At 49.4% G+C, this 14858-nt stretch carries 15 protein-coding genes and 1 other RNA gene; 6 read left to right on the forward strand and 10 right to left on the reverse strand.

What is annotated here, in order from left to right; translation table 11 throughout:
- The 6 genes from gcvP to SHEWPOL2_RS11820 form a co-directional block, all read right to left on the reverse strand.
- Positions 1–2036: aminomethyl-transferring glycine dehydrogenase (gene gcvP / locus SHEWPOL2_RS11795; RefSeq protein ID WP_037428459.1), on the reverse strand; the 2036-nt coding region annotated here is incomplete at its 3' end.
- Between the two features lie 122 nt (positions 2037–2158).
- The gene (gene gcvH / locus SHEWPOL2_RS11800; protein ID WP_011071083.1) at positions 2159–2548 is read right to left on the reverse strand and encodes a glycine cleavage system protein GcvH; all 390 of its coding nucleotides are present in this window, start codon (positions 2546–2548) and stop codon (positions 2159–2161) included.
- Between the two features lie 25 nt (positions 2549–2573).
- Complete coding sequence (gene gcvT, locus SHEWPOL2_RS11805) at positions 2574–3668, reverse strand: glycine cleavage system aminomethyltransferase GcvT (RefSeq protein ID WP_037428462.1); 1095 nt, start codon at positions 3666–3668, stop codon at positions 2574–2576.
- Between the two features lie 398 nt (positions 3669–4066).
- The gene (locus tag SHEWPOL2_RS11810) at positions 4067–5284 is read right to left on the reverse strand and encodes an FAD-dependent monooxygenase (RefSeq protein ID WP_037428463.1); all 1218 of its coding nucleotides are present in this window, start codon (positions 5282–5284) and stop codon (positions 4067–4069) included.
- Between the two features lie 36 nt (positions 5285–5320).
- A complete protein-coding gene (gene ubiH, locus SHEWPOL2_RS11815) occupies positions 5321–6544 on the reverse strand; it encodes a 2-octaprenyl-6-methoxyphenyl hydroxylase (RefSeq protein ID WP_037428466.1) in 1224 nt (407 codons plus the stop codon).
- 106 nt (positions 6545–6650) lie between these two features.
- Entirely contained in the window at positions 6651–7226 is a 576-nt protein-coding gene (locus tag SHEWPOL2_RS11820) for a UPF0149 family protein (protein ID WP_037428468.1), read from the reverse strand.
- A 225-nt stretch (positions 7227–7451) separates the two neighbouring features.
- Between SHEWPOL2_RS11820 and zapA the strand changes: the two genes are divergently transcribed.
- From zapA to SHEWPOL2_RS11830, 3 genes are all read left to right on the forward strand, one after another.
- Positions 7452–7754: a cell division protein ZapA gene (gene zapA / locus SHEWPOL2_RS11825; protein WP_037414335.1), complete on the forward strand. Its 303-nt coding sequence runs from the start codon at positions 7452–7454 to the stop codon at positions 7752–7754.
- A gap of 114 nt (positions 7755–7868) precedes the next feature.
- Positions 7869–8049: non-coding RNA, 6S RNA (ssrS, locus tag SHEWPOL2_RS22485), on the forward strand.
- A gap of 7 nt (positions 8050–8056) precedes the next feature.
- Positions 8057–8761, forward strand: a complete 705-nt coding sequence (locus SHEWPOL2_RS11830) for a 5-formyltetrahydrofolate cyclo-ligase (protein WP_037428521.1) — start codon at positions 8057–8059, stop codon at positions 8759–8761.
- A gap of 143 nt (positions 8762–8904) precedes the next feature.
- Here SHEWPOL2_RS11830 and folM read toward each other — a convergent pair whose 3' ends face one another.
- On the reverse strand, positions 8905–9624 hold the full coding sequence (folM, locus tag SHEWPOL2_RS11835; RefSeq protein WP_037428524.1) for a dihydromonapterin reductase: 720 nt from the start codon (positions 9622–9624) through the stop codon (positions 8905–8907).
- 211 nt (positions 9625–9835) lie between these two features.
- Here folM and SHEWPOL2_RS11840 point away from each other — a divergent pair, with 211 nt between their 5' ends.
- On the forward strand, positions 9836–10225 hold the full coding sequence (locus SHEWPOL2_RS11840; RefSeq protein ID WP_037428472.1) for a DUF393 domain-containing protein: 390 nt from the start codon (positions 9836–9838) through the stop codon (positions 10223–10225).
- Positions 10226–10320: 95 nt separating this feature from the next.
- Here SHEWPOL2_RS11840 and mdh read toward each other — a convergent pair whose 3' ends face one another.
- Positions 10321–11256: a malate dehydrogenase gene (mdh, locus tag SHEWPOL2_RS11845; protein ID WP_037414331.1), complete on the reverse strand. Its 936-nt coding sequence runs from the start codon at positions 11254–11256 to the stop codon at positions 10321–10323.
- Positions 11257–11546: 290 nt separating this feature from the next.
- Here mdh and argR point away from each other — a divergent pair, with 290 nt between their 5' ends.
- Positions 11547–12017, forward strand: a complete 471-nt coding sequence (argR, locus tag SHEWPOL2_RS11850) for a transcriptional regulator ArgR (protein ID WP_011071072.1) — start codon at positions 11547–11549, stop codon at positions 12015–12017.
- 121 nt (positions 12018–12138) lie between these two features.
- Here argR and SHEWPOL2_RS11855 read toward each other — a convergent pair whose 3' ends face one another.
- Positions 12139–12771, reverse strand: a complete 633-nt coding sequence (locus SHEWPOL2_RS11855) for an NAD(P)-dependent oxidoreductase (RefSeq protein ID WP_037428474.1) — start codon at positions 12769–12771, stop codon at positions 12139–12141.
- 119 nt (positions 12772–12890) lie between these two features.
- Between SHEWPOL2_RS11855 and SHEWPOL2_RS11860 the strand changes: the two genes are divergently transcribed.
- Positions 12891–13793, forward strand: a complete 903-nt coding sequence (locus SHEWPOL2_RS11860) for a LysR family transcriptional regulator (RefSeq protein WP_037428477.1) — start codon at positions 12891–12893, stop codon at positions 13791–13793.
- 64 nt (positions 13794–13857) lie between these two features.
- Here the strand turns inward: SHEWPOL2_RS11860 and SHEWPOL2_RS11865 are convergent, their stop codons facing one another.
- Positions 13858–14799 (reverse strand): Dyp-type peroxidase, encoded by a 942-nt coding sequence (locus SHEWPOL2_RS11865; RefSeq protein WP_037414323.1) that lies wholly within the window; start codon positions 14797–14799, stop codon positions 13858–13860.
- Between the last annotated feature and the right edge of the window lie 59 nt (positions 14800–14858).

Consider the following 14858-nt stretch of genomic DNA (forward strand, 5'->3'; position numbering starts at 1 on the left):
ACTTGACCACCGTGCTGGTGCACAATGTTGCAGATTTCGCGGATAGATTCTTCGTACACACCGTGGGTCGATGGGTAAGTGATCATGATACATGACAGGTTTTCTGCCACTTCAGCCGCTTTGGCCTTCAGATCGTCTAAATCCACGTTACCTTGCTTATCACAGGCAGTCACAACAACTTGCATACCCGCTAATTGCGCCGATGCGGGGTTAGTACCGTGGGCAGATTGTGGGATTAAGCAGATGTTTCTGTGGGCCTGCCCGCGAGACTCGTGGTATTTACGAATCGCCAGCAGACCCGCGTATTCACCCTGAGCGCCTGAGTTAGGTTGGATACACACGGCATCGTAACCTGTGACATTCACTAACCATGAAGACAGTTCTTCAATCAGTTGAGTGTAACCCTTGGCTTGATCCAGTGGGCAGAATGGGTGCATGTTGGCAAATTCTGGCCAGCTGACTGGGATCATTTCAACCGCAGCGTTTAACTTCATGGTGCATGAACCCAATGAAATCATTGAGTAGTTCAGTGCTAAGTCTTTGCTTTCGAGACGCTTGATATAACGCATCATCTCGGTTTCGCTTTGGTAGCGATTGAAGGTTGGGTGGCTCAGGATGGCATCTTGACGCACTAAAGAGGTAGGAATCGATTGGCTACCTTGCGCCACGATTTGCGCATCTAATGCGGCAACGTCTAAGCCATGGCCAGCACCTAAAATCACATCGAACAGCGCTTCGATATCGCTGCGGATAGTGGTTTCATCTAAGCTCACGCCGACGATGCCGTCAGCATCGAAACGCAGGTTCATTTCAGCAGCCAGCGCGCGTGCATTGACTGCTGCAACGTCTAAGCCTTTGATGCTGATGGTATCGAACCAAGTTGTGTTCACTAAGCTCACGCCTTTAGCTTGTAAGCCCGCGGCTAAGATATCAGCAAAGCGGTTGATGCGTGATGCGATGGTTTTCAGGCCCTGTGGGCCGTGGAATACGGCGTAGAAAGACGCCATGTTCGCTAACAGAATTTGCGCGGTACAAATGTTTGAGTTGGCTTTTTCGCGGCGGATATGCTGCTCGCGAGTTTGCATCGCCATACGCAGTGCGCGGTTACCACGGGTGTCCTTTGACACACCGATGATACGGCCAGGCATAGAGCGTTTGTGCTCGTCACGGGCCACGAAGAAGGCTGCATGTGGACCACCAAAGCCCATTGGCACGCCAAAACGCTGCGCGCTACCGAAGACCACGTCGGCACCCATGGCACCCGGTGACTTGAGTAACACTAATGCCATGATGTCGGCAGCCACAGTCACAATCACGTTTTTCGCGCGTAATTCGGCGAATAAGTCGGTGAAGTCAGTGATTTGACCGAAACGGTTTGAATATTGGAACAAAGCACCAAACAGCTCGTGGTTTACCGCTTCATGGGCAGGACCCACCACCACTTCAAAACCAAAACACTCAGCGCGAGTCTTCACTACGTCTAAGGTTTGTGGGAATACGTCATCGGCTACGAAGAAAATGTTGGCTTTTTTGGCTTTAGATACACGCTTAGCCAGCGCCATCGCTTCGGCGGCGGCGGTCGCTTCGTCCAGCAGTGAAGCTGATGCTAAATCTAAACCGGTTAAATCCATCGACACTTGTTGGAAGTTTAGAATGGCTTCTAAACGGCCTTGGGCGATCTCTGGCTGATAGGGCGTGTACGCCGTGTACCAACCTGGATTTTCTAAGACGTTACGTAAAATCACATTAGGCACTTGGGTACCGTAGTAACCCATACCAATGTAGCTTTTGAAGACTTGGTTTTGTTTGGCTAAACCACGAATGTAGGCCAAACCTTCGGCTTCGCCGCAGGAATCACCAATGCTCAACTCTTGGCTTAAACGGATCGACTCAGGCACGATTTGCGCGGTCAGATCGTCCAAAGACTCAGCACCAACGTAGTTCAACATTTCTTGTTGTTGGCTGCTATCTGGGCCGATATGGCGACGTAAGAATAAATCGTGCTGTTCTAACTGAGTGAGGGTTTGCTTGGTCATGATAAACCTTGTTCCAGATTTGCCGTCGCTCAGGACTGTAGGGTACTGATAAACGGGCTATTGTTATGTCAAACTTGCGCTAAAACAAACGAAGCCCCTGAGGGCTTCGTTAGCGTCGACGATTATTCTTCGTCGATTACAGCTTGGTAACCTTCTGCATCGAGCAGAGCGTCAACTTCTGATTCATCAGAAGGCATAACGCGGAAGAACCAGCCTTCGCCGTAAGCGTCGCTGTTTACCAGCTCTGGAGAATCTTCCAGTGCTTCGTTGACGGCAATCACTTCACCAGAGATTGGCGCGTAGATGTCAGAAGCCGCTTTCACTGATTCCGCCACTGCACAGTCGTCGCCCGCCGTGACAGTGTCACCCACTTCTGGCAGCTCAACGAAAACCATGTCACCTAACAGCTCTTGAGCGTGCTCAGTGATACCCACAGTGTAGCTACCGTCTTCTTCCTTGCGGATCCATTCGTGTGAAGAGGCGTATTTCAGTTCTGTCGGAATATTGCTCATTGTTCTTGTTCCTTGTTCCGTTTTTTTAAAATGCTTGTTTACCGTTGCGCACAAAGTTTGGCGCTACTACTCTAACAGCCACGCGCTTTTTACGCATCTCGACTTCCGCCGTATCCCCAATTGAACTAGGAACACGCGCCATCGCAATAGAATAGCCCAATGTAGGTGAGAAAGTACCGCTAGTGATCACGCCTTGCTGCTCAACACCCGCTGCATCGGTGAAAAATACTGGCATATCATGGCGTAACACGCCTTTTTCTTCCATCACCAGGCCGACTAATTTGTCGGTTCCCGCATCGCGCAGGGCTTCAAGCGCCTTACGACCAATAAAGTCACGGTCGGTTGGCTCCCATGCAATGGTCCAGCCCATGTTGGCGGCCAGCGGGTTGATGGTTTCGTCCATATCTAAGCCGTAGAGGTTCATACCGGCTTCGAGACGTAATGTATCGCGGGCGCCTAAACCACAGGGTTTAACGCCTTGATCTAACAGAGCTTGCCACAGAGCTTCGGCTTCCGCTTCTGGCACGATGATCTCGTAGCCCGCTTCACCAGTGTAACCTGTGGTCGCAATGAACAGAGAACCCGCTTGCTTACCGAAGAAAGGTTTCATACCTTCGATGGCGGCATTTTGCTCGCTACTGAATACGGCGGCGGCTTTGGCCTTAGCGTTAGGACCTTGAACGGCGATCATCGCCAGCTCAGGACGCTCGGTCACTGTGACATCAAAACCTTGGGATTGTTTGGCGATCCAGGCTAAGTCTTTTTCGCGGGTCGCGCTGTTAACAACAACACGGTAGAAAGTGTCGGTGAGGTAGTAAGTGATTAGGTCGTCGATGATGCCGGCATTGTCATCTAACATGCCGCCGTATAAGGCTTTACCAGGAACTTTAAGTTTGGCCACATCGTTGGCGAGCAACTTACGGAGGAATGCACAAGCGTCGGTTCCGGTCACATCAACCACAGTCATGTGGGACACGTCGAACATACCTGCGTCTTGACGCACGGCGTGGTGTTCTTCGATTTGTGAACCATAGTTGAGGGGCATATCCCAACCGTGGAAGTCAACCATCTTAGCGTTTGATTCTAAGTGCTTGTTAAACAGAACAGTTTTATTAGCCATTGTTATCCCTTTTTTGCGGCCTTCTTCAGGTCTCTGCCTAGCGTAGGGTGATACAAATCCGGCTAAATATCTGGCTAATCGGCATTTCACTTCCACGATGCATCAATTTGAAAGGGGTTCTTTCGGTCTCAATGCGTCTGTCACTGCAACGCCTGATTCGCTCTGAATTAATCAGATATTTATCGTGATTGGTATAAGTACTAGGGTCTAAAATGCGGCGAAATTATACCTTGCGTCACAAATTTGTATACAGGAGATTTTTCTAATCCGAAGCCAGTGTCATTAGATTTTCTCATCTTCAACATGTAATTTTTTTACATGCGAAAGCGAGATTTGCGCAGCTTGCAATCAAATCGCTGATAATTGCGGCAATTCTGATCACATTAGCGCAACCGAGGCTAGCGACATAACTTGGGCAGCGACGACTTATTACCCATGGCCTGTTGCATGAACACTGTTTTCAGCCCAGCGACATTATCGACCAGATTCAGTCCCAGATCGCGAATGGCCTTTTTAACTGGGTTTGAACCCTCGAACAGGCGCTTAAAGCCTTCCATCGCCGCGATCATCTCCATCGCATCGGCCTTGCGCCAACGCTCTAGGGCGCGCAGCTCGGCATAATCGCCAATATCCTTACCCGCTTGCTGTAATTCGCTAATCACTTCGATAATGCTGGCGGCATCGAGGAAGCCAAGGTTTACCCCTTGGCCCGCTAATGGATGAATGGTGTGGGCTGCGTCCCCCGCGAGCACTAAACGGTGGCGGGCAAAATGGCGGGCGTAGCGCATCCGCAGTGGGAAGGCTTGGCGTTCACTCTCAAGCTTGCAAATCCCAAGGCGGCCATCGAAGGCGGCGGTGAGATTGCGCTCAAATTGCACTTTGTCCATTGCCAGTAATTCAGTGGCGCGCTCGGGCGGCACTGACCAGACGATGGAGCAGAGGTTTTCTTCATATAACGGCAAGAAGGCCAGCGGGCCATCCTGCAAAAACACTTGGCGAGCGGTGGCAAGGTGCGGCATCTCGCTTCGAATGGTCGCCACGATCGCATGGTGGCCATAATCCCAGAAGGTTAACGGGATCTTACATTGTTCACGCACCCAAGAATTGGCACCATCGGCGGCAATCACAAGTGCGGCGCTCACACTTTCTATCTCAGCACCATTGGCGAGAGTCAACCAAGCTTCACGCTCACCAAAGGCGATACGCTCTAAGCGTTGGTTTTCGATATGGGTGATATTGTCAAATTCACTGGCACGCTTGGCGAGGGCGTAGCTGATGGCGTCGTTTTCGATAATCGCGCCAAGGCTAGGTTCACTGATGCTACTGGCATCGAAGGCGATTTTGCCAAAACCGTCTTTATCCCATACCGCCATTTTTTGATAGGGCGTCGCGCGGCTGGCATCGACATAGTGCCAAGCGCCGAGGTGCTCCAGCAAACGTTGGCTCGCCTTGTTGATGGCGCTAACCCTAAGCCTTGGCTCACCGCTCACGGCCTCTGTGTGGCCCGCATCGATAACGACAACATTAAGATCGGCCTGCGCCAATCCTATCGCGGTGGCGAGTCCCACCATGCCGCCACCCACAATGGCAATGTCATAGGCTTGTGAACTTAACATGGGTACATCCTTTTCGCGTTGCGATACCAGTAATGATTATTTCCAGCCCATCGCTTTTTGAGCGACGGGGGTTTTCAGTGGCGGGAACCAAGACAACAGCCGCAATCCTAGATTACGCCCAAGGGCCAGGGGCCAATATTGGTTAGAGAAGCCACGGACTAAAAATTCAATATTGCGAATAGTGCTGTTTCTATCCGCCTCACGGGCCTGCAAATAGCCATGGGTGACGGCGACACCGCCGATATCTTCACCCTGCTCTCGCGCAGTGTTGAGCACTTCAAGCAGGCTCACCACATCCCGAAGGCCTAAGTTAAATCCCTGCCCCGCAATCGGGTGTAACGTCTGCGCCGCATTACCAATAAATACGCATCTATGGTGAATAGGCCTTGGCATATAAGACAGGTTTAACGGATAAGCATGGCGCTCGCTGACATCGATAAACTGGCCGGCGCGATAACCAAAGGCTTGCTGCAACGCAGCCAAAAACTCAGCTTTAGGCGCGGTGAGCATCGCTTGCGCGCGGTGATTATCGAGTGCCCAGACGAGGGATAAACGCGGCTGGCCTTGGCTATCTGCCATCGGCAATAACGCCAGTGGGCCTGTTTCAGTAAATCGTTCGTAGGCCCAATGCTGATGCGGCTTATCGGTTTGTAGATTGGCGATAATCGCAGTTTGCTCGAACGCCACTTGGGTAATGGGCAGATTAAAACTGCTGCGCACCTTAGACTGCAAGCCATCGGCGGCGACCACCAGCTTGGCACAAATCCGCTCGCCGGAATCCAGCACCAGCGTGTGGCTGTCGATATCGGGAATTAACGCTGACAGTTTGGCAGGGCAATAGCGCTTAACCTGAGTTTTGTTAAGCTCGCTAAACAGCACTTGGCCGACCCTTTCCAGCTCGACGACTTGGCCCAGCGCATCTAAATGGAACTGACTGGCGTTGAGTTCCGTCATGCCAAAATGGCCGCGATCGGACACATGGATATCTTTGATTGCTGTGCCTAAATGCGCCAATTTTGGCCATAAACCTAAACGGGATAACTCGAAGATAGAACCATGGGCAATGGCGATAGAACGGGCGTCAAAACCGGGGTGATTGTTATCGGGAAGATGCGCCTCGATTAAGGCAATTGATAACGGTTTTTCAGTACCAGACAAACGAGCCAAAGCTAACGCGAGGGTCGCACCCGCCATGGCGCCACCGACAATGGCAATATCGACATTTTGAACTGAATTATCCATGTGCTCTGCTACCGTCATGGGGTTCTCATTCAAGCTATGGCATGGCTAAAAGCGTTTCGCCATCAGGATGTTAGATTTGAAAAACAATAAAAGGCGGAATCGCTCCGCCTTTCTCTTTTAGGGATTAATGGATCACCGCAGGATCATCACTCTCTTCATGGCTCGGCTCTGGGCCAAACTCGGAGTAACACAAAATCGCAGCAATGCGCACAAATTCCAGCAATTCAATATAGGCGGTTTCCGACTCTTCATCGTCGGTCACATCGAATTCCACTTGAGCGATATCGGCCAGATCTTTAATCACTTCACGCACTTCAGCGGAGGCTTTATTGAGCTTAGGCTGGATAATCGCAATGCCCGTTAAAAAGCTTTGCGTCCAAAGCGATAGCGCCTCAACTCGGTGACTGAGGGATTCTTCCTCTTCGGGAAGCAACGGCATAAAACCAAAATCAAAGTCACTCAAACGGGCAACCGAGTCTTGGAACAACTCACACACCAATTGATGTAAAGGTGCAGGCAAAGGCTGACCATCGTTCATCAGGTCAAATAACGGTTTAATCCACAAATCACCAGTTTGATCTACACCGCCGCAGATTAAACCCACAAGAGCACCGTGAACTTCCACGGGATGCTGACCAATTTCAGCCGCATCGAGGGCTATTTTTAAGCTTTCGATACGTAACGAAGGAGGGGTCGCCATATCAGATTCCAATCAGAATTTTCCAGCAGCAATGCTAGCAGAGTTAAAGACTTGAACCAACTCTGATCCGGCATTCTTAGGGTTGAAGATAAAAATTCCGGCAACTGCTCACACAAGCAGCAAACAAAACGGCGAATGTGCAATCCATCAGCGGCTTACCTTGCACTTTTAATATCAGCCCTATATAGTCCGCCCTATCGATGCCAACGAAAGGATCATCTTCGAATGAGTAACAGTGCAGTTGAAATCACCCTGCTGGGGCGCACCTACTCTATCGCCTGTCCGAAAGGTCAGGAAGATGCCCTACGTATTGTGGCTCAAGGGGTTGAGCAGCAACTCACCACCCTAAAAAATCGCACTAATAGCTTAAGCCGCGAAGAAATTGCCATTATGGCGGCGCTGAATATTGGCCACGAGTTGTACCAAGAAAAGCAAAAGAATAAGCATTATATGAAACAAATGGATGACCGCATCAGCCTGTTGCAGTCAACCTTGGAAAACGCCTTAGTTGAGCGTTCAACCAAATAGTTTTAGACTGTGCACTCGGTGCCAAGCACCATCTATCTGAGAAGAGTTGCACAGTGAATGGCTAACTGGCCTATACTTTTTTAAGCCAAACGATTAGCGATTCAATACCGTTTTTGCTCCCTGGGATGCAGGCCAACTGGTAATGTCCCTGTGCCGATAATTTTGATCTCAGGGTGAATGCTTTACTGACATTGAGCATGCTCGGCTCGTACCGAGAAGCCTTAGGAGGTAATCATTTACCCGCCTTGAACCTACGGTTCAAGGGCTACACCGGTAGCGGCATTCTGGGGAGCATCTTATTTATGTCTATCACTTCACCTGTATCAAACACTTCGGCCCCAACAGTCAAGGGGCCACACGGCACTCAGCCTGAAATTGATACCAAGTCGCTAAGCCCAAATCTAAGTCCAACGCTAAGCCTAAGCCCAACTCTCAGCCGCGCCGAATTACGCAAACAAATACGTTTGGCCCGCCGCTCACTTTCGACAGAGGTGCAAACCAAGGCAAGCCTTGCCGCAGGTCAACGAATGCTCGAAAAGCTCAGCGCGCTGAAGGCCCAGCATGTCGCGCTTTACCTCACCCACGATGGCGAACTTGCAACCGCCCCGCTTATCGAAGCGCTTTGGCAACAAGGTATTCAAACCTATCTGCCACGGCTGCACCCCTTTAATGCAGGGCAATTATTGTTTTTGCATTACCACGCCGACTCGGTAATGCTACCGAATCAATTCGGCATTTTAGAGCCACGGCTAGATGTGCGTAACGTTATATCCGTTGAGCAACTCGATGTGGTGATCACCCCGCTGGTTGCCTTTGATATCAAAGGCAATCGCATGGGCATGGGCGGCGGCTATTACGACAGAACGCTAGCTAATTGGCACAGCAAAGGCAGACCACTGCCGATGGGTTATGCCCATGATTGCCAGCAAGTACCGAGTCTGCCATGCGAACATTGGGATGTGCCCTTGCCGACCATCATCACCCCAAGTCGAGTATGGGAGTTTTGAAAAGTAGGTGCAAGAAACTAGAAGCTAGAGCGCTTCGCTGCTAGAAAAAGCAGAGCGTCGCTCCATAAGGGCTTCTTCTTGAATCTAGAATCTAGAGCCATGCAATGGCGTTCTAGAGGCCGCAGGCCGTTCTAGATTCTTTTTTACCTTAAATGCCGCCCACCATCGACATTGTGGCTGCGCCCCGTGACATAACGGCTCGCCAATAGATAATCCACTAAGGCAATAATCTCCTGATTTCCAGCTTCTTTTGGCAAGATGGCCTTGGCTAAGGTCTTTTGTCGATAGGCTTCATCATCACTTGGATTAAAAAGGATCATCGCCGGCGCAATCGCATTCACTTTGACCTCGGGCGCTAATTTAGCCGCAAAGGATAAGGTTAAATTATCTAGCGCCGCTTTACTGGCCGCATAAGCCATGTGCTTGGCACTGCCCTTTTCGGCCACATAGTCGGTGAAATGGATAATATCGCTGGCGCCAATCTCACCCTCGGCTCCCGCACGTAATTGCGAGGCTAAGGCTAGGTTTATTTGATAGGGTACGCTCACATGCACCTGCATCATGCGCTGCATCACCTCATGGGGGGCAAGGCTTGGGCTGTTGTCTGGCAACCAGTCAGAGGCATTATGGATAATAGCGCGGATTTTGGGGTATTGGCTCAATTGCTCAATCAGGGTTTGGAGCTGCGCATTATCGTAAAAGTCGCATTGCATTAAGGTCGCGCCCAAAGACTGCAACTCATCGATGCTGGGATAATGGCTGCGATAGGTGCCAATCACCTTGTGCCCTTGGGCGAGCAAGTGTTTCGCGAGGGCGTAACCAATACGTTTACCCACGCCAGTGATAATAATGGGAGCTGTCATATCCATCCTGTTATTTGCCAAGCACTGATTAAAAGCAAACGCATTTGGCAGATTGTTAATCGCACAATCACGTAATCACACAATCACGTCACTCATCGCAATTGCTTAATGCCTCTAGCCAAGAGTGTATAATAATTAAAACCGTAAACATGTCGATCTAAATGCCTGGCAACTGCGTATACTCAGGGACACACTGTAAGAGGTAGACCTAATGGAACTGCGGATTTTTTTCGATGGCAATTGCCCATTATGTAGCGCCGAAATGCGCCAACTCAAAGCGCGCGATCCCGACGATAGAATTGAACTGGTGGATCTTAATGCTGACAATTTCAGCTCAAGATTCAGCTATATCGATAAAGACTACGCCAATACCATTCTCCATGGCGAAACCGCCTCCGGCCAAGTGCTGCTCGGGCTGGATGTCACCTGCAAAGCATGGGCGCTAACAGGCACTCGCCCTTGGGTACAAGCGCTACGCTTACCGCTTATCAAACCTATCGCGGATTGGTGCTACCTGAGATTCGCCAAGCACAGATACCGTATTTCCTATCTACTGACGGGTAAAGCCCGCTGTGACAGCCAATGCCAACTCCCCAAATAGCGAGACTCAAGATTAAGAACCCCTGTTTAGAGAACAAAGTTTAAAGCATAAAAAAACGGAGCCATTCGGCTCCGTCTTCTCATAATTCAGAAGAATTACTTAACGAAATCAACGCCTAGTTTGATATCGCCTTTCAGCGTATCTAACATAGAATCACGGGCGTTAGCTTCGAATGCGCTCACTTCACCGTAAGGCAGTACTTTTTCGATACCGTTTTTGCCTAACAATACTGGTTGAGCGAAGAATTCAGCGTGTTCGCTGCCGCCGTCAACGTAAGCACATTCAACGATGTTAGCTTCGCCTTGCAGACCACGAACCAGAGACATACCGAAACGGCATGCCGCTTGACCCATAGACAGGGTCGCGCTGCCGCCACCGGCTTTAGCTTCAACCACTTCAGTACCCGCGTTTTGGATACGTTTAGTTAAAGAAGCCACTTCTTCATCAGAGAAAGTCACGCCTTCAACTTGAGACAGTAATGGCAGAATAGTCACGCCACTGTGGCCGCCGATCACGTTGATTTTAACGTCAGCAACGTTTAAGCCTTTTAATTCAGCGATGAAAGTCTCAGAACGGATAACGTCCAGAGTGGTCACGCCGAATAAACGGTTCTTATCGTAAACACCTGCTTTTTTCAGCACTTCAGCAGCAATAGCAACTGTAGTGTTTACTGGGTTAGTGATAATACCCACGAGCGCTTTAGGGCAAGTAACAGCCACTTTCTCGATCAGGTTGCGAACGATACCCGCGTTGATATTGAACAGATCTGAACGATCCATACCAGGTTTACGTGCAACACCAGCAGAGATAAGCACAACGTCAGCACCCACGAGGGCAGGCGTTGGATCTTCACCAGCAAAACCTTTGATTTCAACCGCAGTTGGGATATGACTCAAGTCAACCGCAACACCCGGAGTTACCGGTGCGATATCGTATAGAGACAGTTGAGAACCCGCAGGTAATTGAGTTTTTAACAGTAGGGCAAGAGCCTGGCCGATACCACCAGCAGCACCAAGTACAGCAACTTTCATAGTTATCTCCGTTATTTCTCGGATATGTGTGACATGGATCTAATTTGCGTTGGCGTCACATTACTGGAATGTCACGCTAATTTCAATTATCCCTTAGTCGTTGATTCAAAGATTTACTAAAACAGCGCGTTGCAATGTTGAATATTTACTCTAGTTCAACAAATACATTTATAAATGAATTAGCATAAAGTGAGTTAACTGCATTTTTATTCAGTCATTATGGTTATTTGTTGACAGTTTAACCAAAACTATTCAGAATAAGCCTGTTTTTTTGAATAAAGAATAAGACTATGCAAACGACCAAGAATCAGGATGACCTTGTTAGAATTTTTAAGGCGATTTTAAAAGAGGAGCGCTTTGGCTCCCAGAGTGAAATCGTCACCGCCTTACAAGCAGAAGGCTTTACTAATATAAACCAATCTAAAGTGTCTCGTATGCTCAGCAAGTTCGGTGCCGTGCGCACTCGCAACGCTAAGCAGGAGATGGTTTATTGCTTACCTGCCGAATTAGGCGTGCCCACTGCGGGCAGCCCGTTAAAGAATTTAGTACTCGATGTTGACCATAACCAAGCGATGATTGTTGTCCGCACTAGCCCAGGCGCCGCACAATTAATTGCTCGTTTGTTAGACTCCATCGGTAAACCTGAAGGGATTTTGGGAACCATTGCGGGTGACGATACGATCTTTATTTGTCCATCTAGCATTCAAGATATCGCCGATACCTTGGAAACCATCAAATCTTTATTCAACTACGCAGAATAAAAAAACAGGTCAGCTTGCTGACCTGTTCTATTTCCACTGTACGCTTTTCAGTCCAGGATTACCCTAATTTCAGGGCTTGTGTCCCGCTTACGTTACAGTATTTAGCCGAAACTCCTCAGCCTTAGTAAGCCACACTGATCCTTTGATTGGGATGCGCCGCTTTTTCTGCTTCATCGAGCATGGCTTTGGCGTAATCACTCACCGAAATCCGGCTACGGCCATTTGCATCGGTAAAGAAGCTATCGCCACCTAAACGGTAAGAGCCTTCGCTTGCACCAGGGTAGATCTCTGCCGCTGGGCTGACAAAAGTCCAGTTAACAGTGGTGTTGGCGGCGCGAAATGCCTTTAATGCTTCACCTTGAGCCAGAGCTTCATCCTTATAAGCGGGCGGGAAATCTGGGCTTGAAACCAAGGTTACTCCCGGTGCCACTTCTAGACTACCAGCCCCACCGACCCACAATAAACGTGGCACTTTAGCCTGTGGCAATACGGCTAATAGATTATTAACTGTTTTCGCCACTAAGCCGTGATTCTGCTCGGCGCGGCCGCCCACTGAAGCAATTAACACATCCACGCCTGCAAAGGTTTCAGCGGTTAATGGCTGAGTCAGGTCAACACTACGCACTTCTGCCGCCGTTTCACCAAGCTTGCTTGGGTCACGCACTAAGGCAACGACGTCATGACCACGGCTTAAGGCTTCATTTAAAATGGTTCCGCCAATCCAACCCGATGCACCTAATACTGCAATTTTCATTTGATAAGTCTCACTGCTGATTTAAATTGAGACCAGTTTACTTGCGATACTTAGCGTGATAAATATCGATAAATGAGCAGGATTGTTTCAGATTGAGATACTAATGGGTGTAATTATATATGGATAAAATCGCCGCCATGCGTAGCTTTATCGAAGTGGCTAACTGTGGCAGCTTTACTAAGGCCGCAGAACACCTCGATCTCAGTCGTTTACAGGTTTCTCGCCATATTCAAGAAATTGAGCAGTGGCTCAGTTTACGCCTGCTACACCGCACCACCCGCAGCGTTAGCCTGACCTTACAGGGTGAAGAAGCCCTGCAATATTGTCAGCGGGTGCTGAGCGAAGTCGCCGCAATGGAAAGCCGCGCCCATAGTCATAACACTGAATTAGTCGGCAGTATTCGTATTGCCACACCCGTCGGACTTGGGCAGCACAGTCTGTTTGATGTGGTCGATCGCTTTATAAAATTGCATCCTAAGGTCAATATTCAGCTGTTAATGTCGGACAGTTTTGCCCAGTTGGTGGATGAGCGGGTGGACGTAGCACTGCGCTATACCGAGCAGCCAGATGAGAATCTAATCGCCCGTAAACTGATGAGCATTGATGCCGTTTTATGTGCTGCGCCCAGTTACTTGGCTCAAGCCGAGCCGTTAACCCTCCCTAACGATCTGCTCAGCCATAATTGCCTTATCCATAGTTCGCAGCAACATTGGCAGCTACTCAAGGAGCAACAGAGTGAGCTGATTAAACCTATGGGGAATCTGATGGCCAATGAAATGGGAGTGCTGGTCAGCGCCGCGTTGCGCGGGCATGGGATTGCCTACTTGCCCTGTGACTTAGCCAATCCCTATCTGGCCAGCGGTCAACTGCAAGAAGTGCTCCCCGAATACACGGCGCCAGGCCAAACCCTCTGGGCCGTGTACTTATCTCGCAGCTACCAACAAGCGCTAGTGCGCGCCTTTATCGATTTTACCGCTCAGCAATGGCAGCTCGATATCAATAAGTGGACAGCGGCGAGCTAAGCCCACAAACAAAAACGCACTGAGGTTTTAAGGCTCAGTGCGTTTAGTCGCGATTTGCTAAGGGTTAATTATCGAATTGCATCAAAAAATCTAAGCTTGGGGCGAAGAAAGAAGAACCCGTCAATGCGCTGGTGAAGTGCATCAAGTGATCGTGATTACCCGCACCATCGCCAAACACCATGCTATGGAGCATCTTCTCGAAGTGATCCGGTGTGCGGCAGGTTGAAATAAACATCAAACCTTGTTCTTTGAGCGAGCCGTAAGGCATGCTCTGGCGCAAAATCTCGATGGACTTGCCGTTTTCATCCTTGAGGTTTACCCGCTTGATATGGCTGGTTAATGGCTTATCTTCCGACTCGTATTCGATGTTGTCTTGCTTGGTACGACCGATAATATCTTCTTGCTTTTTAAGCGGTAATCTATGCCACTTACTCAAGTTGTGGGCGTACTTTTGTACGTGAATATAGCTGCCGCCCTTAAATTCAGGGTCTTCATCCCCAACCAAGGCGACCTCTTGGCGATGACGCCCTTTCGGGTTTTCGGTGCCATCCACAAAGCCCGTTAAGTCGCGACTATCCATAAATCTAAAGCCGCGCTCTTCTTCCACTAGCTCGACTAAGTCTTCGAACATTTGGCTGATTTCGTTGGCGACTAAATGCAAAATGTCGTAACGATCGCAACGAAGATGCACAAACAGATCGTATTCGATAGCAGGCGCCTCGCGGTTACCCGCCTGCATCGCCGGGAAAGGCTTAAGCATTTCTGGGCGAGCATCGGGATAGAGACTGTCCCAATAGTTGGCGCCTATGGCCACAAAACCATTGAATGCACTGTCGGAATACTGATCCGTCAACTCATAAATATACTGCGCAACGTTGGCAATACAGGGACGCAATTGCGATTCAACGTTATCGTTGTCGCTCGCATTAAACATCAAATAGACGCTATGTAAGTTTCCCTCTGCACACACACCTAACTGTTCACGCGGCATATTTTGAATATCCATCTGGTTATCACCCTGTTGTCGATTCATTTTCGGCAATATTATCCGCAACTTTACCTGAA

The sequence above is a fragment of the Shewanella sp. POL2 genome (genome assembly GCF_000282755.1).
Taxonomy (GTDB): domain Bacteria; phylum Pseudomonadota; class Gammaproteobacteria; order Enterobacterales; family Shewanellaceae; genus Shewanella; species Shewanella xiamenensis.

Coding starts and splice junctions, on each gene's coding strand:
- SHEWPOL2_RS11865 (WP_037414323.1), bottom strand. CDS start 14,799: ATGGATATTCAAAATATGCCGCGTGAACAGTTAGGTGTGTGTGCAGAG.
- SHEWPOL2_RS11840 (WP_037428472.1), top strand. CDS start 9,836: ATGGAACTGCGGATTTTTTTCGATGGCAATTGCCCATTATGTAGCGCC.
- SHEWPOL2_RS11860 (WP_037428477.1), top strand. CDS start 12,891: ATGGATAAAATCGCCGCCATGCGTAGCTTTATCGAAGTGGCTAACTGT.
- zapA (WP_037414335.1), top strand. CDS start 7,452: ATGAGTAACAGTGCAGTTGAAATCACCCTGCTGGGGCGCACCTACTCT.
- SHEWPOL2_RS11855 (WP_037428474.1), bottom strand. CDS start 12,771: ATGAAAATTGCAGTATTAGGTGCATCGGGTTGGATTGGCGGAACCATT.
- folM (WP_037428524.1), bottom strand. CDS start 9,624: ATGACAGCTCCCATTATTATCACTGGCGTGGGTAAACGTATTGGTTAC.
- SHEWPOL2_RS11830 (WP_037428521.1), top strand. CDS start 8,057: ATGTCTATCACTTCACCTGTATCAAACACTTCGGCCCCAACAGTCAAG.
- ubiH (WP_037428466.1), bottom strand. CDS start 6,544: ATGACGGTAGCAGAGCACATGGATAATTCAGTTCAAAATGTCGATATT.
- gcvT (WP_037428462.1), bottom strand. CDS start 3,668: ATGGCTAATAAAACTGTTCTGTTTAACAAGCACTTAGAATCAAACGCT.
- SHEWPOL2_RS11820 (WP_037428468.1), bottom strand. CDS start 7,226: ATGGCGACCCCTCCTTCGTTACGTATCGAAAGCTTAAAAATAGCCCTC.
- mdh (WP_037414331.1), bottom strand. CDS start 11,256: ATGAAAGTTGCTGTACTTGGTGCTGCTGGTGGTATCGGCCAGGCTCTT.
- gcvH (WP_011071083.1), bottom strand. CDS start 2,548: ATGAGCAATATTCCGACAGAACTGAAATACGCCTCTTCACACGAATGG.
- SHEWPOL2_RS11810 (WP_037428463.1), bottom strand. CDS start 5,284: ATGTTAAGTTCACAAGCCTATGACATTGCCATTGTGGGTGGCGGCATG.
- argR (WP_011071072.1), top strand. CDS start 11,547: ATGCAAACGACCAAGAATCAGGATGACCTTGTTAGAATTTTTAAGGCG.